This window comes from Leucobacter luti (assembly GCF_019464495.1).
GTDB classification, from domain to species: Bacteria; Actinomycetota; Actinomycetes; order Actinomycetales; family Microbacteriaceae; genus Leucobacter; species Leucobacter luti_A.
Window position 1 is genome coordinate 3102734 of record NZ_CP080492.1, and the last position, 20857, is coordinate 3123590.

At 65.4% G+C, this 20857-nt stretch carries 18 protein-coding genes; 15 read left to right on the forward strand and 3 right to left on the reverse strand.

All coding sequences use genetic code 11. From position 1 onward, the window contains the following. Positions 1 to 7: 7 nt before the first annotated feature. Entirely contained in the window at positions 8 to 769 is a 762-nt protein-coding gene (locus K1X41_RS13940) for a DUF2993 domain-containing protein (protein WP_220174889.1), read from the forward strand. A 97-nt stretch (positions 770 to 866) separates the two neighbouring features. Here K1X41_RS13940 and K1X41_RS13945 read toward each other — a convergent pair whose 3' ends face one another. Next, positions 867 to 2303: a PucR family transcriptional regulator gene (locus K1X41_RS13945; RefSeq protein WP_220174890.1), complete on the reverse strand. Its 1437-nt coding sequence runs from the start codon at positions 2301 to 2303 to the stop codon at positions 867 to 869. Between the two features lie 166 nt (positions 2304 to 2469). On the opposite strand from K1X41_RS13945, the gene K1X41_RS13950 reads away from it, so the two are divergent. From K1X41_RS13950 to K1X41_RS13995, 10 genes are all read left to right on the forward strand, one after another. Next, the gene (locus K1X41_RS13950; RefSeq protein WP_132202368.1) at positions 2470 to 3567 is read left to right on the forward strand and encodes an alcohol dehydrogenase catalytic domain-containing protein; all 1098 of its coding nucleotides are present in this window, start codon (positions 2470 to 2472) and stop codon (positions 3565 to 3567) included. A 28-nt stretch (positions 3568 to 3595) separates the two neighbouring features. Then, positions 3596 to 5023, forward strand: coding sequence for an APC family permease (locus K1X41_RS13955; RefSeq protein ID WP_220174891.1), 1428 nt, complete (start codon positions 3596 to 3598; stop codon positions 5021 to 5023). Between the two features lie 363 nt (positions 5024 to 5386). Then, positions 5387 to 6835, forward strand: coding sequence for a diaminopimelate decarboxylase (gene lysA / locus K1X41_RS13960; RefSeq protein ID WP_220174892.1), 1449 nt, complete (start codon positions 5387 to 5389; stop codon positions 6833 to 6835). Then, positions 6832 to 8142 carry a homoserine dehydrogenase gene (locus K1X41_RS13965; protein WP_132202371.1) on the forward strand — a complete coding sequence of 437 codons (1311 nt, stop codon included), beginning with the start codon at positions 6832 to 6834 and terminating at the stop codon, positions 8140 to 8142. Before lysA ends, K1X41_RS13965 begins: the two co-directional genes overlap by 4 nt. Beyond that, positions 8139 to 9074, forward strand: a complete 936-nt coding sequence (gene thrB, locus K1X41_RS13970) for a homoserine kinase (protein ID WP_220174893.1) — start codon at positions 8139 to 8141, stop codon at positions 9072 to 9074. The genes K1X41_RS13965 and thrB overlap by 4 nt, the downstream gene beginning before the upstream one ends. 224 nt (positions 9075 to 9298) lie before the next feature. Beyond that, entirely contained in the window at positions 9299 to 9919 is a 621-nt protein-coding gene (locus tag K1X41_RS13975) for a hypothetical protein (protein ID WP_220174894.1), read from the forward strand. Positions 9920 to 10376: 457 nt separating this feature from the next. Continuing rightward, positions 10377 to 11489 (forward strand): hypothetical protein, encoded by a 1113-nt coding sequence (locus K1X41_RS13980; RefSeq protein ID WP_220174895.1) that lies wholly within the window; start codon positions 10377 to 10379, stop codon positions 11487 to 11489. Positions 11490 to 11642: 153 nt separating this feature from the next. After that, positions 11643 to 12716, forward strand: coding sequence for a peptide chain release factor 1 (prfA, locus tag K1X41_RS13985; RefSeq protein WP_132202375.1), 1074 nt, complete (start codon positions 11643 to 11645; stop codon positions 12714 to 12716). Between the two features lie 123 nt (positions 12717 to 12839). Next, positions 12840 to 13379: a GNAT family N-acetyltransferase gene (locus K1X41_RS13990; RefSeq protein ID WP_132202377.1), complete on the forward strand. Its 540-nt coding sequence runs from the start codon at positions 12840 to 12842 to the stop codon at positions 13377 to 13379. An 846-nt stretch (positions 13380 to 14225) separates the two neighbouring features. Then, the gene (locus K1X41_RS13995) at positions 14226 to 15617 is read left to right on the forward strand and encodes an MFS transporter (protein ID WP_133617037.1); all 1392 of its coding nucleotides are present in this window, start codon (positions 14226 to 14228) and stop codon (positions 15615 to 15617) included. Positions 15618 to 15653: 36 nt separating this feature from the next. Here the strand turns inward: K1X41_RS13995 and cysE are convergent, their stop codons facing one another. Together cysE and cysK are read right to left on the reverse strand one after the other, a co-directional pair. Next, positions 15654 to 16220 (reverse strand): serine O-acetyltransferase, encoded by a 567-nt coding sequence (cysE, locus tag K1X41_RS14000; RefSeq protein WP_132202381.1) that lies wholly within the window; start codon positions 16218 to 16220, stop codon positions 15654 to 15656. Between the two features lie 105 nt (positions 16221 to 16325). Further along, positions 16326 to 17261: a cysteine synthase A gene (gene cysK / locus K1X41_RS14005; RefSeq protein ID WP_132202383.1), complete on the reverse strand. Its 936-nt coding sequence runs from the start codon at positions 17259 to 17261 to the stop codon at positions 16326 to 16328. A 169-nt stretch (positions 17262 to 17430) separates the two neighbouring features. On the opposite strand from cysK, the gene prmC reads away from it, so the two are divergent. The 4 genes from prmC (at position 17431) to K1X41_RS14025 (ending at position 20717) form a co-directional block, all read left to right on the forward strand. Beyond that, positions 17431 to 18294 (forward strand): peptide chain release factor N(5)-glutamine methyltransferase, encoded by an 864-nt coding sequence (gene prmC / locus K1X41_RS14010; RefSeq protein ID WP_220175865.1) that lies wholly within the window; start codon positions 17431 to 17433, stop codon positions 18292 to 18294. 69 nt (positions 18295 to 18363) lie between these two features. After that, complete coding sequence (locus K1X41_RS14015) at positions 18364 to 19029, forward strand: L-threonylcarbamoyladenylate synthase (protein ID WP_133617036.1); 666 nt, start codon at positions 18364 to 18366, stop codon at positions 19027 to 19029. Between the two features lies 1 nt (position 19030). Then, a complete protein-coding gene (locus K1X41_RS14020; RefSeq protein WP_220174896.1) occupies positions 19031 to 20278 on the forward strand; it encodes an MraY family glycosyltransferase in 1248 nt (415 codons plus the stop codon). Next, positions 20247 to 20717 carry a 3-oxoacyl-ACP reductase gene (locus K1X41_RS14025; protein ID WP_258566567.1) on the forward strand — a complete coding sequence of 157 codons (471 nt, stop codon included), beginning with the start codon at positions 20247 to 20249 and terminating at the stop codon, positions 20715 to 20717. Before K1X41_RS14020 ends, K1X41_RS14025 begins: the two co-directional genes overlap by 32 nt. Positions 20718 to 20857: the final 140 nt, after the last annotated feature.

Genomic DNA, 20857 nt, shown 5'->3' on the forward strand with positions numbered 1-20857 from the left:
AGCGCGCATGGCACGGGGGCAATCCAGCTGGTGGAAGAAGCTGTTGGGTGTGGTTATTGCGCTCGCAGTGCTCGGAGGCGGTGCTGAGCTGGCCCTCCGGCTGTTCGTGCCGAGCGTCATTGAGACGGCGGTGCGCTCGCAGCTCAAGCTCTCAGGCGACCATCCGGTTGACGTGGAACTCGGCGGATCCGTCGTACTCAACGCACTGCGCGGCGGCGTGGGAAACGTCACCGTTGAAGTGCCGGACACTCCGCTCGTTGACGGCATCGTTGCAGATGCGACGGTGCGTGCCGGCCTCGTGCCGTTCAACCCGCTGAACGGGGAGATCCAGGACGGCTCCGTCGAACTCACCGTGCCACAGGACCAGCTGGGATCGATCGTGAAGCTGCTCACCAAGGGCGTCGCCACGACAGGCGAGGTGCGCGACGGTGATCTTCTGATCGGCCGCTCGGTCACGCTGCTGGGCCAGGAGATCCCACTCACGATCGCGCTTGGGATCAGTGTGGCGAACGGAGATGTGCTGCTCGAGCCGAAGCAGGTCAGTGCGGCAGGCCTTGATCTGACCGCTGAGCAGATTTCGCAGGCGACTGGAGCGCTGCTCGATCCCGTGTTGCACCCGGCACCCGTGTGCGTGCGGGATCAGCTGCCGGCCGGAGTGACACTCACCGATGTGCAGCTCTCGAGCACGGGGACCGCGGTGATTGAGGCGTCGCTTGCCCCGGATGCGGTGTCAAACCCCGAGCAGCGCGCAAAGGGGAGCTGCGAGTAGCGCGACCCTGCGCGGCGCAACGGACCATACCCGTGCTGTCGGGCTGTCGGGCTGTCGGGCTGTCGGGCTGTCGGGGGTCCTGTTGTGGGGGTTCGGATCACACTCCTGCAGCGCGGAGCGCGAGCCACGCTGCAGCCCGGTCGTCTGCGCGATCCATCGAGAGTCCCGTGAGCTCTTCAACGCGCCGCACCCGCGACACGAGTGTTTGGCGATGGATCCCGAGCCGCTCAGCGCTGCTGCGGTGCGCCCCGTGCTCGGCCAGGAATACTCGCAGCGTCAACGCGAGCTCCGTGTGTGCACCAGAGGAGTCGCGCAATGGATCCAACACGCTTGCGATTTCCCCTCCGCCGTGGTCCGCGAGCGTTGAGAACACGAGCTCAACGGTGGAGAGCCCGGCAAACTCGACCACGGTGAGACTGTCTTCGAACGCAGCGTCGAGCGCCTGCCTGGCTTGGACGGCGCTTCGCGCGAGTGCGTCGGTCGGTGCGGGGGTGCCGATTCCGAGGTGCAGCCTGCTGCCGGCGATCGGCGTGAACTCCCGTACTCGCACAGCCAGTTCAGTGGCGACGTCGGAGCGTACGAAACCGCGTACTCGACCGTGGCTCGCCGCGAACACATGCTCGGCGCCCAACTCGTCGAACCATCGGCGGAGGAGCCGTTCCGCATCAATGGTGCGGGTTTTGGCGCCCAGCTCGAACGCGGTGAGTGTCGACTCGTGCACGCCCCAGCGGTGAAGCAGCGCAGGCGCTGCCGGTCCGCCAGCGCTGAGTGTGTCGAGCAGGGCTTGGCGACCGAGGTGCTCAGTCAGCGATGGATCGTGCGTGCGGAGCACCAGGTCGAAGAGTGCGGCGGCGAGTGAGGCGAGATCTCGCGCGTGGCTCGTGCGGCTCGATCGGGTAGCGATCACGAGCCGACCCGCGAGATCTCGATCTGAACCGACCGGGTGCAATTGTAGGCCGTCGTGGCGCACCCGCACAGGGCGCCCGGTCGCAATAGCGATGGCGTCGGAGACGTGGAGTCTCCCGGCGCCCGCGCTGGCGATGAGGTGCCCTTGGGAGTCGAGGAGAACTGCCCAGCCGTCGATCCTTCGCGCGAGTTCGGCGATCACTGCGGTGACCCCGCCTCGCCGGGCCACCTGCGTGAGCACGTTCATGCCGGCGGTCACGAGCCGGTCAGCTGCCGCTCGGTCATCAGCGATGATGGTGGTGAGCGTAGCGTGCAGGGCGACTCCGCCAAGGTCGGTGCCGAGGATCGCGGTCATCCCGTGTGTCGCGAGACTGGCACGAAGCGCCGGGGTGTCACGGTGTGAGATGAAGACCGCGCCGGTGAGCGCGTCTCGAATTGCACCGCCCTCGGTGAGGCGGCGCAGGAGTTCCTGTTCATCTCCGGTGACGAGCGTCGCATAGTTGGGGTTCCCCACGACGACATAAGCCTCGACGGGGGTGACTCCGTCGATGGGGGTGCGCTCGTCGATGCGCTGGGGCACACAGGTGCCGCCGACGAGCCGCACCACAGCAGAAAGGTCCAGAGCCATGCCGTGAGTGTACCAAGTGGTGGTCGGCCAAGGTGGGGATCATCACTTGGTGCAGTGACAAGCTGCTCCAATCCTCCGTAACATCTCCACAGTCACGTCCGCTCCCGCGTTCAGTCGGGTACGGCGCGGCGTGCCGAACGACTCGAACAACGAAGGAGTTTTCCTCATGAAGGCTGTGGTATTCCGCAATCCGGAGACCCGAGTAGAGGTTGCCAATGTCGATCTCGCCGCACCCAAGGCGGGAGAGGTGCGCGTCAAGATCGCCGCCGCAGGGGTCTGCCACTCCGATCTGCACGTGAAGCGCGGTGAGTGGGATGCCGCGGCTCCCATGGTGATGGGCCACGAAGGCTCGGGCGTCGTGCTCGAGCTCGGAGAGGGAGTCACCTCCCTCGCCGTTGGCGATCATGTGGTGCTCAGCTGGGTGCCGCCGTGCGGCGAGTGCCGCTACTGCCTGCAGGGGCACGAAGCACGCTGCCAGAAAGTTGCCACCCTCGTTGCGCCGCAGGGCGTGCTATTCGACGGCACCTCACGCCTGTCGCTCGGCGAGGAGCAGATCCACCACTACCTCGGCGTCTCTTCGTTCGCTGAGGAAGTCGTTGTGCCGGCATCCGGTGCGATCAAGGTGCGCGATGACGCACCACTCGATGTCATCGCCGTGGTCGGCTGCGCCGTTGCCACCGGTGTCGGCGCCGTGTTGAACACTGCGGCCGTAGAACCCGGGGCAACGGTGGCCGTGATCGGTTGCGGCGGCGTTGGACTGAACGTGGTCCAGGGCGCCAAGCTCGCCGGTGCTGAGCGCATCATTGCGATCGATATCGTCGCAGACAAGACCGCAATGGCACTCCAGTTTGGGGCGACGGACCGGATCGATTCCTCCGAGCGGGACGCCGTCGAGCAGCTGTTCGAGCTCATCCCCGACGGCGTCGACTATGCATTCGATGCCATCGGTCGCACAGTGACAACGGAACAGGCAATCCAGATGCTCGGTCTCGGCGGTGCAGCGGTCATCGTCGGCCTCCCACCCACTGGGGCTCGTGCCTCGTTCGAGCCGCTCGTGCTCGCAGAAGCAGACCAGCGCATCCTCGGCTCCAACTACGGCTCCGTTCGTCCCTCCATCGACATCCCCGCGCTGGTCGATCGCTACATGGACGGCCAGCTGAAGCTTGATCCGCTGATCTCAGGCCGACGCCCACTCGATGAGGCAGCAGAGGCCCTCGACGATCTCGAAGCGGGCGGCGTGCTGCGCACACTGCTCATCCCGTAATCCACTCAACGAAGAGAGAACACACACCATGACCCACACCACAGAACGGAAGGTCGACGCGGGCCTGCGCGAGGGGGTGATGTCTGGGCCAGAACTTGCGGCCCAGGCGATCGCCAGTATCGCACCGAGCGCCGTCATCGCCTTCACTGCAGCCTCGATCTTCCTCGGGGCAGGCAACGGCACAATGTTCGCGTTCGTGCTTGCCACGATCGTGATCCTCTGTGTCGGCTACATCGTCTCAATGTTCGCGCGCCGTCACGCCTCGGCCGGGTCGCTCTACACCTACGTCGCGAAGGGTCTCGGCCCGACCGGTGCATTCGCGGCTGGCGTCGCGCTGCTGATCGGATCCTGGGGCATCGCAGCGGGATCACTCGGCGGCGCCGTCGCCTACGCCTCTGATCTCTTGCAGATTTTCGGCATGGAGAGCGCCTCCAGCCTCGGCTGGTTGATCGTCCTCGCCGTGATCATCGGAGGGCTTGCGACTTTCTTCACGATCCGGGGAATCCGGATCTCAGCTCGGATCTCGCTCGTGCTCGAACTCGTATCGGTGTTCATCATCCTCGTGCTGCTCATCGCAGCGCTCGTCTGGCTCGGGCCGGACGCATGGGATCCCGCACAGTTCACGTTCGAGGGGGTCCCGTTCCAGGGTGTCGCCGCAGGCATGGTGCTGGGTATCCTCGGCTTCGTCGGCTTCTCCTCGGCTGACGCACTCGGGCGGGAAGCCCGCAACCCGCACACCGCGATTCCGCGTGCAATCATGTGGAGCGCCGTCGTTGTCGGCGTGCTCTACGTCTTCGCCGCATACACGCAGATCGCCGTGCTCGGCGATGACCTGGGCGAGGTGGCGAGCCCGCTGCAAGCGATCAACGAGCGGATCGGGATGCCAGGATGGTTTGCTCCCATCCTCGTGTTCGGTGTCGCTGCCTCGTTCTTCGCCGTCGTGGTCGCTCCGCTGAATGTCGTGGGCCGCATCATTTACGTGATGGGCAAGGAGGGCGTCGTGCCTGAGCGCTTCGGCCGCACACACGAGACGCACCTCACGCCGCACCGCGTACTGCTGATTGCTGGCCCTGCCGCGATCGCGCTCGACGTCATCCTGCTGCTCATGGGGACGCACCCGATGGACATCGTGGTGTGGGTGGATACCTACGGCACCTACGGCTACATGGTGGCGTACGCGCTCGTCGCGATTGCCGGTGTCGTGTACACCGCGCGACTCGGGATCCCCAACCGGCTCGTGTGGCTGTGCGCGGTAGTGGCGGTCGTCGCCATGGCGTACGTGTTCTTCGCGAACGTCTGGCCGATGCCAGTGTTCCCGATCAACGTCATCCCGTACCTGTTCGTTGCCACGATGCTCCTTGCGTTCTCTCGCTTCTGGTGGCTCAAGGCGAACCGGCCTGAGGTGCTCCAGCGCGTGGGAAACACGCACACCGAAATGATGGAGGGAGTCGGCTAACGAGCCGACGCTGAGTTGCAGCGGAACGGGGTCGGTCGCGCTCTGCGCGGCAGGCCCCGTTCCGTCGTATCGACCCAACGAGCGTGCGAGGTCAACATTGCTGGTGTACCTCCTCGTTCCTCACAGGCGGCGCACGGCACACAACAACCGGCTCCGCTCAATTGGAAATGGGGGAGACAGCGGCACGCTGTCACACTCCCACGCTGGTATGCGCAGCACGCTAAGCTAAACGGGTTCGTTCTGAGCACTCTGCTCCGTTCGCACGGCTTCAGGGGCCAATCCGGGTCCGCTCGCCACAGGCTGCATGCCGTAGCCCCCGCGAGCGTTGACGGCCACGACGTATCCCCACACCAGGAGCCAGCTATGACCCAGGCGACCACCACGGAAACGCCCAATGCGATCGACTCTCGTGTCTTTCCCCCGTCTGCGCGCCGCGGCAGCAGCTGTGGCGAGCTGAAGCTCGGCGAGATTCGTGCGACCGCGCTGACCGCCGAGTTCGGATCCCCGCTCTACGTCATCGACGAAGACGCCGCGCGCCAGCGCGCTGTCGAGATCCGCACGGCGCTCCAGAGTGAGGCAGCACGAGTCGGCACGTCAGCAACGGTCTACTACGCCACCAAAGCGTTCCTCTGTGTGGAGGTTGCGCGCTGGATGGCCGAGGAAGGCCTCGCGATCGACGTTGCGAGTGGGGGAGAGCTGTCCGTCGCGCTCGCCGCAGGAGTTGATCCCGCAGTCATCGGGTTTCATGGCAACAACAAGTCTGAGCGCGAGATCGAGCGGGCAGTGGAAGCCGGAGTCGGCACCATCATCCTGGACAGTGAATTCGAGACCGAGCGGGTGGCAGTTGCCGCCGCACGCGCGGGAATTCGCCAGCGAGTGCGATTGCGCGTCAACAGTGGCGTGCATGCATCGACCCACGATTTCCTTGCGACCTCCCACGAAGATCAGAAGTTTGGCCAGCCACTTGACGCTGCGCCGCGCCTGCTGCGCGAGATCCTGCGCCATGACAACCTTGAGTTTGTTGGCCTGCACTGCCACATTGGATCGCAGATCTTCGCGACCGACGGTTTCCGCGAATCCGCGAAGCGCCTGCTCAGCGCGTACCCTGAACTCGCGCAGATCGCGGGTCGCCCGATCCCCGAGCTGAACCTCGGAGGAGGCTTCGGGATCGCGTACACGAGCGCGGAGGCGGACGAAGCGCCGGCAATCGCGGATATTGCCCGCGAGCTTGCGTCCATCATCGCTGAGACTGCGTCCGAGATCGGAGTGCCGCTGCCGAAGCTCGCGTTCGAACCAGGCCGCAGCATCATCGGTCAGGCTGGTGTGACGCTGTACACGGTTGGCACCACGAAGGCGGTCCAGCTCGCTGGCAGCGACACAGCTGCCGACCCCGTGGATCTCGGCTTTGCTGAACGGCTCTATGTGAGCGTTGACGGCGGCATGAGCGACAACGCGCGGCCCGCGCTCTATGGCGCCGACTACCACGTGCGGATCGCCAACCGTGTCAGCGACGCAGCGCCCGCGCTCGTGCGCGTGGTCGGTAAGCACTGCGAGTCCGGTGACATTGTGGTGCAGCGAGACGTGCTCCCCGGCGATGTGCGTCCTGGAGACACCCTCGCGGTAGCCGCCACGGGGGCGTACTGCTGGTCGCTTTCAAGCAACTACAACTATGTACCGCGGCCTCCGGTCGTGGCGCTCTCAAACGGCTCCGCCCGCGTCATCGTGCGCGGTGAGACCGAAGACGAACTCCTTGCGAAAAGCGTCTCTGACGCCCCCCGCTTTACCCCAACCACGAACGGAGCAACCAAGTGAACGGATACCGTGATCTGCGCGTTGCGCTGCTGGGCTGCGGCTCAGTTGGCGCGCAGACGGCCAGACTCATCCTAGAGCACGGTGAGGAATTGGCATCCCGCATTGGCGCGCGGCTGACGCTCGCCGGGATCGCGGTCCGCGACGTACACGCTCAGCGAGACGTCGAGCTGCCGCAGGAACTCTTCACGACGGACGCGGAGCGCCTGGTGCAGGGCGCCGACATCGTCATCGAGCTCATGGGCGGCATTGAGCCGGCACGCTCGCTGATCCTGCAGGCGTTGCAGGGCGGGGCTGATGTGGTCACCGCGAACAAGGCGCTCATCGCGGCGCACGGACGCGAACTTGCTGACGCTGCAGAGCAGGTCGGTGCACAGCTTTCATATGAAGCAGCCGTCGCGGCTGCGATTCCGATCCTGCGCCCACTCCGCGAGAGCCTCGCTGGCGATCACATCACCCGCGTGCTTGGCATCGTGAACGGTTCAACCAACTACATCCTCGACCGCATGGACCGCTTCGGAGACAGCGCTGAGGACGCCATGCGGGTTGCGAGTGAGCTCGGATATCTTGAGGCTGATCCAACGCTCGACGTCGAGGGGTACGACGCCGCGCAGAAGGCGACGATCCTCGCGAGCATCGCCTTCCACACCGAAGTTCCCGTTGACGCCGTGCACCGCGAGGGAATCTCGGGCATCACGCTCACGCAGATCGAGGCAGCGAAACACGCCGGATATGTCATCAAGCTGCTCGCAATCGCCGAGCGCATCACCTCGAGCGACGGTGTCGCTGGCATTTCGGCGCGCGTGTATCCGGCACTGATTCGCCGCGACCACCCGCTCGCCGCGGTCTACGGTGGGAAGAACGCCGTGTTCGTGGAAGCTGAGGCAGCGGGCGAGCTGATGTTCTATGGCGCTGGCGCAGGCGGCGCTGAAACGGCGTCGGCCGTGCTGGGCGATCTCGTCTCCGCGGCACGCCGTCACGTTGTGGGCGGCCCCGGCATCGCAGGCTCGCTGCACGCCGAGCTTCCGATCCTGCCAGTGGGTGAGGTCAACACGGCCTACCAAGTGATGCTCGATGTGCATGATCAGCCTGGAGTGCTTGCCGGTATCGCTGGCATCCTGGCGGAGCACGGAGTATCGGCCGCCAGCGTGGAGCAGGCGATTGTCGAGGGCGAAGCTGATCGCGCCACGCTCGTGATCGGAACTCACGTCGCGCGCGAGGCCGACCTCGCCGCCATGGTTGATGCACTGCGCGCCTCCGAGATGGTATTCGCGGTGACGAGCGTGCTGCGGCTCGAGGGCAACGAATGAGCGCCGCCGCTCCGCGCGCCGTCCGCGTCAGGGTTCCCGCCACGAGCGCGAACCTTGGGCCCGGCTTCGACACGCTCGGGATTGCGCTCGCCTATGGTGATGATCTCACGGCGGTCACTCGCACCGAGCCAGGGGCCACCGTGGTGGTGACCGGGGTCGGCGAGGGCGAGGTGCCGACAGATGAGACAAACCTCGTCGTGCGCTCCGCCGCGCACGTCTACGAGCGGCTCGGACGCACGCTTCCCGGACTGAATCTTTCGGCAACGAACCGAATCCCACACGGGCGCGGCATGGGCTCCTCTGGATCCGCCATCGTCGCCGGCGTGATGATTGCTGCCGGGCTGCTTGAAAGCGATCCGGTGCAGCCGCTCGAGCTTACCGAGACCGAGCTGCTCGCGTTCGCGACCGAGCTTGAGGGGCACCCGGACAACGTGGCACCCGCGCTCTTCGGAGGGCTGACGATCGCATGGTCCACTGAGCAGGGTCCGCAGTTCAAGCGCCTCATGGTGCACCGAGGTGTCTCGCCGCTGGTGCTCGTGCCGAGTTTCACCATGTCGACTGAGCTGGCGCGTAGCCTGCAGCCGAAGCAGGTGCCGCATGAGGACGCCGTGTTCAACGTCTCCCGCTCTGCCCTGCTGATCGCGGCGCTCACGCAGAGCCCTGAGCTGCTCATGCAGGCCACCGAGGATCGACTGCACCAGGATTACCGCGGCGACGCAATGCCAGCAACCCGTGATCTCATTCGGGAGCTCCGGGCCGCAGGCCACCCAGCCGTTGTGTCGGGCGCTGGCCCCTCGATCCTGGTGCTGTCTAGCGGCCCGGCCGAGCGTCTTGCGGCCGCGGATCTTGTGGCGAGCGAACACCCAGACTGGCGCGTGCTGATCCTTGCCGTGGACACGAAGGGTGCTACAGTGGAGCCGATCCCCGCGTAGCCCGCGCCCTCGAATCGAGTGGTTCGGTTACCCGAGGCCGGGACGGTTTCGGCGCGAGTCCTCAGTGACACGCACCCGTCGAACTGCCTGTGGCCGCGGAGTGTGGATCGTTTTCCTCACCGAGACAAGATTGTCCGGTGATCCCGACGCACCTGATGTGCACCACCGCGGGAAGGCTCAGCCACATGCGCGCGCTTTTCCGACGGCGTTCCGAAAGGAAGAACGTGGAATCCAACGTAGAAGACCAGAACACCCCAGCAGTCGAGGAGACCGCACCGCCGCGTCGCCGCGCCTCACGCCGCGTCACCGCGGCAGCGGGTGCAACGACCGAGGCGGTCGCTCCGGCGGCAGCTGCTCCGGCGGCTGCTGCTCCGGCAGCCGAGGCTCCCGTCACCGCGCCGGTCGCCGCTGAGGCTGCTCCGGCTGCTGCTCCGGCGGCTGCTCCGGCTGAGGCCGCCCAGGCAGAGCCAGCAGCTGAGGCACCGAAGAAGCGTGCGCCCCGCACGCGCAAGAAGGTCGAAGCTGCCGAGGCACCTGCTGCTGCAGACTCGGCCCCGAGCGCAGAAGCTGCCGCGGGCGACGCCGTTGAGGCGGCTGAGCCGGCTCCGAAGAAGCGAGCGACCCGCAGCCGTAAGAAGCCTGTTGAGGCCGACGTCGAGGCTCCAGGTCCTGATGCCGAGCCCGCGACGGCCCCTGCGGCTGCCGATGCAGCTGCGAGCGAGGTTCCTGCTGAGGCTCCTGCTGAGCCTGCGAAGCGCACGCGCAGCCGCCGAGTAAAGACGGAAGAGGCCGCGCCAGAGGTACAGGCTCCCGAGTGCCGCCGAGACCGCTCCCGCGCAGGCTGAGGGCGACGCCGCAGATGCGGCTCCCGCGCAGCCCAGCGAAAACGGTGAGGGCGAGAAGTCGTCGCGCAGCAACCGTCGCAGCCGGGGCCGGGGCCAGAAGAACGACGCCGCCGAACAGGCGTCCGAGTCGGCCGAAGCTCCGAGCGACAGCGACGACTCGAACAAGGGCGGCCGCGGCCAGAACCAGAACGGCGAGAAGAACCGCCGCAACGGTGACAACCGCGAGAACCGCGAGAACCGCGATGGCGGTCAGAACCGCGAGAACCGCGAGAACCGCGAGAACCGCGACAGCCGTGACGGCGGTCAGAACCGCGAGAACGGCCAGGGTCAGAACGGGCCGAGCTCCGACAAGAACAGCGCCGACAACTCCTCGCGCTCGAGCCGCACCCGTCAGCGCGACCGCAAGCGTCGTGGCGCGGGAGACGACCTCGAGCCGGAGATCACCGAGGACGACGTCTTGCTGCCGATCGCTGGCATTCTCGATGTGCTCGACAACTACGCGTTCGTGCGCACGAGCGGTTACCTCCCGGGCACGAGCGACGTGTATGTCTCACTCGGACAGGTGAAGAAGTACGGCCTGCGCCGCGGCGACGCAGTGGTGGGCGCGATCCGCCAGCCGCGTGAGAGCGATGCAGGCAATCGCCAGAAGTACAACGCCATCGTGAAGATCGACTCAGTCAACGGGCGTACGCTCGAAGAGAACGAGAAGCGCCCCGACGTCGCAGACCTCACCCCGATCTACCCGGACACCCGGCTGCGCCTCGAAGGTACCCCTGACGCACAGCTCGGCCGCGCGATCGATCTCGTTGCCCCGATTGGCCTCGGCCAGCGTGGCCTCATCGTGCTCCCGAACCACACGGCAGGCACCGCGCTGCTCGGCGAGCTTGCCGAGGCAGTTCGCGCGAACGCCCCCGAAGCGCATCTCATGTTGGTGCTTGCGGACGCACAGCCCGAGGACGTCACACACCTCGAACGCACCATCCGCGGAGAGGTCGTAGCGGCAACGTTCGATCGCCCAGCAGAGGATCAGGCCACGATCGCTGAGCTCGCCATCGAGCGCGCAAAGCGCATGGTGGAGCTCGGCCACGACGTGGTCGTGCTGCTTGACTCGTTGAACAGCTTTGCTCGCGCATACGCGCAGGCGCAGCACACTCCGACGCGTCCGGCACACGACGAGATCGACGAGTTCGCACTCGGACAGCTCAAGAAGCTCCTCGCGGCCGCGCGCAAGGTCGAGAACGGTGGCTCGCTCACCATCCTCGCCACGGCGCACCACGGCACGGGCATCGCCGCTGACAAGACACTGCTGCGTGAGGCTCGCCGCGTTGCCAACAGCGAGATCCGCATCGCCAAGACGCGAGCGGGTGTTGCCCCGGTTGTGGACCTGGCGAAGTCTCGCACGCTCAATGCTGGCACCATGCTCAGCGCTGAGGAGTCGAGCGTGCTCGACCTCGTCCGCACCGCACTGCACGATGACGACGCCCCCAAGCGCGTGTTCGAGCGGATCCGTGCGACGACATCGAATGCTGCATTGCTCGCGGAGATCCAGCGCTCCGGCGGTCTCGCCTAGCGAGTTCTCGCGCTCCGCGACCGATCACGGCTTCTCCGTCATCCTGCGCGCGCGGAGCACGCCGCGGGATCCAGCATCACACTGGATCCCGCGGCTTCGACCGGCTTTCCGGTCGGAGCGCAGGATGCAGAGCTCACATCACCCGGAGGAAACATGTTCGAACAGGTCGCGGGGCTGCTCACCGAGCACGCGCAGCTGCAGGAAGACCTCGCCGATCCGGCGCTCCACGCCGATCCGGCGCGCGCGAAGAAGGTAAACCGGCGTTACTCCGAGCTCAACAAGATCAAGGTGGCGCACGAGCACTGGCAGCAGTTGCAGAGCGACCTCGAAGCCGCGCGCGAACTCGCGCGTGAGGACGAGGCCTTCGCTGAGGAGATTCCCGAGCTCGAGACCGCGCTCGCTGAGGCGCAGGAGAAGGTGCGCCGACTCCTGATCCCGCGTGATCCCGACGACGGTCGTGACGTGATTCTTGAGATCAAGGGCGGCGAAGGAGGCGCAGAATCCGCGCTCTTCGGCGCCGATCTACTCCGCATGTACATGTACTACGCAGAGTCGAAGGGGTGGAAGACCGAGATCCTCGAGAAGGATGAGAGCGACCTCGGCGGCTACAAAAACGTTCAGGTCGCGATCAAGACAAACGCGAGCGATCCATCTCAGGGCGCTTGGGCGCACCTCAAATACGAGGGCGGCGTGCACCGCGTGCAGCGTGTCCCCGTGACCGAGTCGCAGGGCCGCATCCACACATCAACCACTGGCGTACTCGTGTACCCGGAGGTTGATGAGCCGGAAGAGGTCGAGATCCACCAGAACGACCTCAAGATCGACGTCTATCGTTCTTCCGGCCCGGGAGGCCAGTCGGTCAACACGACAGACTCCGCCGTGCGCATCACGCACCTCCCGACAGGCATCGTCGTTGCCATGCAGAACGAAAAGTCGCAGCTGCAGAACCGTGAAGCCGGCATGCGCGTGCTGCGGGCGCGAATCCTCGCACGGCAGCAGGAAGAGAAGGCGGCCGAAGCGAGTGCGCATCGTTCGAGTCAGATCCGCACCATGGATCGCTCTGAGCGGATTCGCACCTACAACTTCCCGGAGAACCGTATTGCGGATCACCGGACAGGCTTCAAGGCTTACAACCTCGACCACGTCATGAACGGGGCGCTCGATCCGGTGATTGAGTCCTGCATCCGAATGGACGAGGAATCGCGCTTGGAGGCGCTCGGACAGTAGTCCACGCCACACCAGCAGCCACATCCGGCCGCTCAGTAGCCGTTCACCTTCCTTGGAAGTGGACCGCAGCTGGGCGGCCGAATTGGTCTCCCGCGGGGTACTCGCGCGCGTTACGCTGATGCCATGACCGCTACTGTGTTGCCCATTGTCGGACCCGTTGTCACGCTGCGTGCACCGCAGCAGGCTGACCACGCGCCTCTCGTCGCGATTCTCTCCGAGCCGGAGGTCGCCATCTGGTGGGTGGGATACACCCCCGAGCGTGTACAAGCCGAGTTCATCGACAGCCCCGAAAGCGTCCGCATCATTGAGGTCGCGGGGGAGTGCGCCGGCGCAATGTATGTGCTGCGAGGCGAAGACCCCGAATACCCCACCACAGTCATGCACATCTTCATCGGAACTCGATTCCGCGGCAACCGTGTCGGCGAAGAAGCGCTCGCGCTTGCTATCCGAGCCGAGTTTGCTGACGGAATCAGCCGCATCACCCTCGATCCCAACATCAACAACGAGGGGGTCATCCGAAGCTACGAACGGCTCGGCTTCCAACGCATTGGTGTGCTGCGTGACTACCAGGTGCGTCCGGGCGGCAAGCTGGAGGACGCCGTGTTCCTCGATCTCACTCGCAGCGACTTCCCGGATGGGCCGCCGCTGCCGCAACGCAGCTAGGCGCAGGCCGCGCGGGGCCTGGTTCCGGCGCTGATTCCTGCTGTGGTGCCGGCTCTGGTGCTGGGTTCTGTTCTGGTGCTGGCTTCTGTTCTGGTGCTGGGTTCTGCTCTGGTGCTGCGCCCTGAGCTGGGGGCTCGCCTTGCTCTGGGGGCTCGCCTCGTCGCACTCGCGCAGGAAATCCGAGTTCGCGCAGGGTGCTTTCCCGGGATTCCTGCTGCTGGAGTGAGAATCTCCTGCGCGAGCGCAACGGCCAGCGGCCACCGAGCGCTCCGCTTATAGCTAAATGCAGGCTCTCCATCCTGGGGCGCAGGCGAGCCGAGCACTATTGAGCAGCGCACTATGTTTCGCTGTTGCGCCCTGATCTGGGGGCTCGCCTCGTCGCACTCGCGCAGGAAATTCGAGTTCGCGCAGGTTGTTTCCCCGGGATTCCTGCTGCTGGAGCGAGAATCTCCTGCGTGAGCTCAACGGCCAGGGGCCATCGAGCACCCCGGCATGCCCTGCGCCGCTGCCCCTTCTTGCGCCGCTGAGTTGTGCTGCACTGCTGTGCTGCACTCTGCTGCACCATTGCGCTGTGCTGAGCTGCACTGCCGCACCGGGCCGCACCGCACCGGACCGCAGCTGGACCCTATTGAGCCGCCTCTCCACACTGTTGCGCGTATTCACCCTGCGCAGAGTTGCTCACTCGTCGCACTCGCGCAGGAAATCTGAGTTCGCGCAGGATGCTTTCCGGGGAGTCCTGCTGTTAGAGCGAGAATCTCCTGCGCGAGCTCAACGGCCAGGGGCCATCGAGCGCCCCGGCACCCCGAGCGGTGAACCGGGGCGCGGCGGCGGAGTAGCATGGAGCCTATGCGCACTGCACGGCCACTTCTTCCCTGGATCGTGTGGGGGACGGCCGCGGCGCTGTACGCGGTGGCGATTATCAACCGGTCGTCGTTATCGGCCCTCGGCCCTGCCGCACAGGAACACTTCGGCATCGATGCGACCACACTCGCGACGTTCCCGATGATCCAGCTGATCGTCTACGCCGCGCTCCAGATCCCGGTTGGTGTGCTGATCGACCGTGTCGGTGCGACGTCGATGCTGCTGGGCGGCTCGATCCTCATGGTGCTCGGGCAAGTCGTGATGGCGACGGTGCACAATGTGGAGCTGGCAATTCTCGCGCGAGTGCTGGTCGGAGCAGGTGATGCCTGCACGTTCATCAGCGTGATGCGATTGCTCCCCGAATGGTTCGCACTCAAACAACTTCCCGTGGTGAGTCAGCTCACCGGGCTCATCGGTCAAGCTGGGCAGCTTGTGTCCGTCGCGCCGCTCGCACTCTTTGTGAGTCTCGCCGGATGGACGAGCGGGTTCCTCGGTCTTGCCGCGGTTGGCCTGCTCGTCACGATTCTGGGCGCGCTGGTGATCCGAGATCGGCCTGGCGTTGGCACGTTTGCCGAACGAATTCTGGGCAAGACTGGCAAGATCACACGCAACGCGCGCAGCCTGGGCGGGATCCACAACACCGGCACCGTAGAGATGGCGCCGCCGAGCACAGAGATGATCCCGGTGATGCGTCCGACGCGCGTGCGGGGGCTCGGCTTCTGGGATCAGGCGCGGCGGTTGCTCCGTATCCCCGGGGTGCGGCTCGCGTACTGGGTGCACTTTACGTCCCCGTTCGCTTCGAATGTTTTTCTGTTGCTGTGGGGCACACCGTTCCTTGTGGGTGGCATCGGCCTGTCGCCGGCGGCGGCTGGCGGGATGCTGAGCCTCACCGTGATCTCCTCGATGTTCGCCGGTCTCGTGCTCGGGCCGATCAGCTCTCGTTTCCTGGAACGTCGCGTGTGGGTCAACCTCGGGATTGTGATCGGGATCGTGACGGCCTGGGTTGCGGTGCTCGTGTGGCCTGGAACGCCGCCCACGTGGCTGCTCATCGTGCTGCTCGTCGTGATGCCGCTGGGCGGGCCTGCCTCGATGATTTCGTTCGAGGTGCTGCGCTCGCACACCCCGCGCAGCTTCACCGGGTTCGCGACAGGACTTGTCAACACCGCCGGTTTCACGGCGTCGTTGCTCGTGATCCTGCTCATCGGTCTCGTACTCGATTGGCAGGGTGCCGGATCACCTGAGGACTACTCGCTCAGCGCGTTCCGCGTCGCCTTCGCCGTGCAGATCCCATTCTGGGTGCTCGGCATTGTCATGATCATCATTGAGCAGCGCCGCACAGGGCGTTGGATGCGCGAGAACGACCGCAAGCTGCGCTGAGTGTGATTCGCCCGAATCGGCGAGCTCCAGCGCTCCTTAAATCATGTAGAAATCGGCCATGTCTGGCTGTTCCGCAGGTGCACCGCGGCGCGGGCGGCCCTGAGCCGGGATCCCGGTGAGCGTGGTCCAGGGTGGGGCGGAGTGCACGACGACGGCGTTCGCACCGACGGCTGAGTCGTCGCCCAGCTCAATATTGCCGAGGAGTTTTGCTCCAGCTCCAACGATCACACGGTCCCCAAGCGTGGGGTGGCGCTTGCCGGCGCCGTGGCCGGTGCCACCCAGAGTGACTCCGTGGTAGATCAGCACGTCATCGCCGACCTGGGCGGTTTCGCCGATGACCACGCCCATACCGTGATCGATGAACAGCCTGCGACCGATCGTTGCGCCCGGGTGGATCTCGATCCCGGTGAAAAAGCGGGTGAGCTGCGAGATCGCGCGCGGCAGGAACCGCATGCCGCGCCGCCACAGCGCGTGCGAGACGCGATGCCACCAGACGGCGTGGAGCCCCGAGTAGATGAAGAACACTTCGCCACGGCCCCGCGCTGCGGGATCGTGCGCTCGCGCCGCGTCGACGTCCTCCCGCATTCGGGAAAAGAAACTCACTCTGCCTGGTCCATTCGCTCGGTGATGGTGGTGCTTACGCCAACGCCGGGCCGGGCAAAAATATGCCCGGACCCGGCGGTCAGCAGTGTTTCGCGCGCGGAGCGTTTAGACCGCGAGATCCTCATAAAGCACCGTGGAGAAGTAGCGCTCGCCGAAGTCGGGGATAATCACAACGATCTTCTTTCCCGCGTTCTCGGGGCGCTTTGCCACCTGGGTGGCTGCCCACACTGCGGCTCCGCCCGAGATGCCTGCGAGGATGCCCTCGTCGGTTCCGAGTGCGCGCGCGGTGGTGATGGAATCAGCAAGTGCAACGTCGATGACTTCGTCGTACACCTCGCGGTTCAGGATCGGGGGCACGAAGTTGGCGCCGAGGCCCTGGATCTTGTGCGGGCCTGCGGTGCCCTCGGTGAGCAGGGGCGAGTCGATGGGCTCGACCGCGATGACCTTGACTCCGGGGTTCTGCTCTTTGAGGTATCCGCCTGCGCCGGTGATCGTGCCGCCGGTGCCGATGCCGGCGACGAAGATGTCGACTGCGCCATCGGTGTCTGCCCAGATCTCCGGCCCGGTGGTGGCACGGTGGATCGCGGGGTTCGCGGGGTTTGCGAACTGCTGGGCGAGGACTGCGCCCTCGGTGCTGGCTGCGATCTCCTCAGCCTTGGCGACGGCACCCTTCATGCCGAGCGGGCCTTCGGTGAGGACGATCTCCGCACCGTACGCGGCGAGCAGCTTGCGTCGCTCAACGCTCATGGTCTCTGGCATGGTCAGAATCACGCGATACCCGCGGGCCGCGCCTACGAACGCCAGCGCGATGCCAGTGTTGCCGCTTGTGCCCTCAACAATGGTGCCGCCCGGCTGCAGTTCGCCTGACTGCTCAGCCGCGTCGATGATCGCGATGCCGATCCGGTCCTTGACGGAACCGGCGGGGTTGTAGAACTCGAGCTTCGCGAGCACCTCAGCGCCAGCGTTCTCGGTCACGCGGTTCAGGCGGACGAGGGGCGTGTTGCCGAAGGCCTGGGTGATGTTGTCGTAGGTCCGTGCCATGGGTGTAGATCCTCCTGGGTATCGGTGCAGCCGTCAAAAACTATAGCTGTACCTTATCGGAGATGTTTGTGTGTGTTATGAGCTGTTGCGCTGTGTGACGGCCACCACGCGCGGTCGCGCGCGAGAAACGTGGGAGAGTGGGGGAGTGCAGGAGCAAGAACACGTTGAGATGGGCGCGGCAATCGCGCAGTTGGAAGCTATTCTCGCTGCGGGCGGCATCGAGGAGGCAGGTGTAGACGTCGAGCTGATCCTGGCTCATGTGCTGGGGGTGTCGCGTGGACGCGTGCAAGCGCTCGCGGTGATGCACGAGTCGGTGGCACCGGATCGCTTCGCAGCGGCAACTGAACTCGCAGAGGAGCGCGCTAGGCGCGTCCCACTGCAGCACCTCACCGGTCGGGCGCCGTTCCGGGCGATTGAACTGTCGGTGGGTCCCGGGGTCTTCGTGCCACGGCCGGAGACCGAGACCGTCGCGCAGTTCGCGATCGATGCGTTGCAGCAGTGCCCGAGCCCCGAGCCGATCGCCGTTGATCTATGCACCGGCAGCGGCGCGATCGCGCTGTCCCTGGCGCACGAGGTGCCGACAGCGCGCGTGGTGGCGCTCGAGAAGAGCCGTGAAGCGTATGCCTGGGCTGAGCGCAACGTGCGCGAGTGGGGGGATGGTCGGGTCGAGCTGATTCTCGGTGACGTGGCCAAGCTCTCGACGATTCCGGCGTTCCTCGGGGTCGCTGGACACGTCGACGTGCTGATCTCAAACCCACCGTATGTGCCTGCGGACATGGTGCCGCGCGATCCGGAAGTCCGTGATCATGACCCCGCGCTTGCGCTCTACGGTGGCGCTGACGGCCTCGACGTCGTGCGGATCATCAGCCGCCAGGCGCGGAATCTCGTCAAGCCGGGCGGACTCCTGGTGCTCGAACACGCAGAGCTTCAGGGAGATGCCATTCGGAATCTGCTTGCCGCCGACGGTTGGCGCGCTGCAGCCACACACCCCGACCTGACGGGGCGGGATCGGGCGACGACAGCGCTGCGCTAAGCGATCACGGGCATCATTCATGCGGCGGCAACGCATGTGCCCAGGGTGGCAGGAGTAGAATCGATCGCTATGGCCGAGGTCTTCGATTGTTCCGATAGCTCCCAGCTGCTCAGCGGCACCCGTACCGCGCGGCGCGCGATTGGGCAGGGGGCGCTTGTGGTGCTTCCCACTGACACTGTGTACGGTGTCGGCGCCGACGCGTTCTCGCCCGAAGCGGTGCAGCGGCTCCTCGATGCGAAGGGCCGTGGCAGGCAGTCGCCCCCGCCCGTGCTGATCCCGAACACCGGGACGCTTGCAGCACTCGCCGCCGAGGTGACGGAACCGCTCGAAGCGCTCGCTGCCGAATTCTGGCCAGGTGCGCTCACCATTATCACTCGGGCAAATCCGTCGTTGAGTTGGGATCTTGGAGATACCGGCGGCACGGTTGCACTCCGGATCCCGAACCACCCGCTCGCGCTTGAACTGTTGCAGGAGACTGGCCCGCTCGCCGTATCCTCTGCGAACAAGACCGGTGAACCGGCTGCTCGCACCGCCGCTATCGCGCAGGAGATGCTGGGCGACAGCGTTGCCGTGTACCTCGAAGCGGGGGAGGCCGATGGCAGTGGCGTCTCCTCGACAATCATCGATGCGACGAAGCTCACCGCTGAGGGGGGCACGATCCGGATTCTTCGTGCTGGCGGCGTGAGCCGGGAAGCCATCGTCGCACTCCTCCCGCAGGTCACCGTCGAGGACTAGCGTGTTTTCGTACCTCGTCGTCGTCGCGGTTGCGGCCCTTGTCACAGCTGTCGCGTCGTACGCGGTGCTGCGGCTGAGTCGTCGCTACCGCCTCGCCCCTGAGGTGCGCGAGCGGGATGTGCACAGCACGCCGACGCCCAGGCTGGGTGGCATTGCCATGTTCATCGGGGTGCTCGCTGCGTTTGCCGTTGCAGCGACACAGCGCGAGTTCGCAGAGCTCTACGCCGAAACCCCGCAGATGTGGGCGCTCGTCGGTGCCTGCGCGATCATCGCTGCGGTGGGGATCTTGGACGATCTCCTCGATCTCGATTGGATGATCAAACTCGCAGCGCAGCTCATCGCATCCGGCATCCTCGCGTGGAGCGGCCTGCAGATCGTATCGCTGCCAGTCGGAGAGACCCAGATCATTGGCTCGCCAGCAGTGAATTTCGTGCTCACGGTATTCCTGATGACCCTCGTGATGAACGCTGTCAACTTCGTGGACGGTCTCGATGGGCTCGTTGCTGGGGTGGCGATTATCGCGAGTCTCGCGTTCTTCGTGTACACGATCATGCTGCAGGATCAGATAGGCCGCTTTGATTCAGTGACGATTGCGAGCTTGATCGCCGCCGTGATCGTCGGTATCTGTGTCGGATTCCTTCCCTTCAACTGGTACCGCGCCAAGATGTTCATGGGGGACACTGGGGCACTGCTCGTCGGCCTGTTGATGGCGACGTCCACGGTCTCGGTGACCGGACAGTTGCCTGCTTCAGCGCTCGATCAGAAGCTCGTGATCGCCAGCTATATCCCGATCGTGCTCCCCATCGCAGTGCTCGCGCTGCCGCTCGCCGACTTCACGCTCGCCGTTGTGCGACGGATGTTGGCGGGAAAGAGCCCATTTGAGGCGGACCGAATGCACCTGCATCATCGCCTCCTCGATATGGGGCATTCCCCGCTCCAGGCTGTCTCGATCTTCTACCTGGGGACGGCCGTGCTCTCGAGCGCGCTCCTTCTGGCGTACACGATGCAGAGTCTGGTGCTTCCCTGTGTCGTCCTCGTTGTTGGGCTGCTCGCCTGTGCAGTCATCCTCTTTTTCCCAGCCAAGCGAGTGCGCGCAGCGCTCGCGCAGCGCGGCTTGATACCGTTGACGTCGCGCCCGCACGCCTCAGCTGCCGACGCCGATCACCCCAGACCACCGGGCGGCCCCAGTTGGGTGCCGCCGATGAAAGGACCCCCGAGTGACCGCACCCGCCACGCCCGATTCGAATGACTTGGGCCCTCGGCCGATGCCGGCCTCGCAGCCGCTTCTTCTGCGCGCACTGCGCTGGGGAATTATTGCGACGGTGGCTCTGATCATTCTTTTCGCCGGAGTCGGGTGGCTCGTAGACGGCTCACGCGGGCTCGCCGGTGGGATTCTCGGCGCCGCGATTGGGGGCGTGCTGCTCGGGCTCACCGTTGGCTCGATCGCATTCGCCAACCGGTTCATCGACAGCCCGAACTACATCGTGGTGTTCTTCGTGATCGTGCTGGGGAGCTGGCTGGTGAAGTTCATCGGCTTCATCGTCGCCGCGGTGCTGCTCCGGGATCAGCCGTGGCTCAACCCCACGGTGCTGTTCCTGGGGATTGTCAGCGGTGTCCTTGTTTCTATCGTGATCGACGTGGTTGTCGTCGCGAAATCCCGCATCCCGATCGTGCCGAACGTCGGATAACTTCCCCGAGGAATGAAACTCATCCGACGAACTGTGGTTTCAGTTTCGCTCCAGGTGAAATCATTGCTAGGATTACTGTGTTCCCTGCTGGGTCGCACTATTGCTTGTGCGCGTAGGGCCGGGGGCACGACCATCGTTCG

What these genes read in the sequence shown, in the direction of transcription:
- K1X41_RS13945 (WP_220174890.1), bottom strand. Translation starts at nt 2,303, where the DNA reads ATGGCTCTGGACCTTTCTGCTGTGGTGCGGCTCGTCGGCGGCACCTGT.
- prmC (WP_220175865.1), top strand. Translation starts at nt 17,431, where the DNA reads ATGGGCGCGGCAATCGCGCAGTTGGAAGCTATTCTCGCTGCGGGCGGC.
- lysA (WP_220174892.1), top strand. Translation starts at nt 5,387, where the DNA reads ATGACCCAGGCGACCACCACGGAAACGCCCAATGCGATCGACTCTCGT.
- K1X41_RS13950 (WP_132202368.1), top strand. Translation starts at nt 2,470, where the DNA reads ATGAAGGCTGTGGTATTCCGCAATCCGGAGACCCGAGTAGAGGTTGCC.
- prfA (WP_132202375.1), top strand. Translation starts at nt 11,643, where the DNA reads ATGTTCGAACAGGTCGCGGGGCTGCTCACCGAGCACGCGCAGCTGCAG.
- cysK (WP_132202383.1), bottom strand. Translation starts at nt 17,261, where the DNA reads ATGGCACGGACCTACGACAACATCACCCAGGCCTTCGGCAACACGCCC.
- K1X41_RS14015 (WP_133617036.1), top strand. Translation starts at nt 18,364, where the DNA reads ATGGCCGAGGTCTTCGATTGTTCCGATAGCTCCCAGCTGCTCAGCGGC.
- thrB (WP_220174893.1), top strand. Translation starts at nt 8,139, where the DNA reads ATGAGCGCCGCCGCTCCGCGCGCCGTCCGCGTCAGGGTTCCCGCCACG.
- K1X41_RS13990 (WP_132202377.1), top strand. Translation starts at nt 12,840, where the DNA reads ATGACCGCTACTGTGTTGCCCATTGTCGGACCCGTTGTCACGCTGCGT.
- K1X41_RS13940 (WP_220174889.1), top strand. Translation starts at nt 8, where the DNA reads ATGGCACGGGGGCAATCCAGCTGGTGGAAGAAGCTGTTGGGTGTGGTT.
- K1X41_RS13955 (WP_220174891.1), top strand. Translation starts at nt 3,596, where the DNA reads ATGACCCACACCACAGAACGGAAGGTCGACGCGGGCCTGCGCGAGGGG.
- K1X41_RS13995 (WP_133617037.1), top strand. Translation starts at nt 14,226, where the DNA reads ATGCGCACTGCACGGCCACTTCTTCCCTGGATCGTGTGGGGGACGGCC.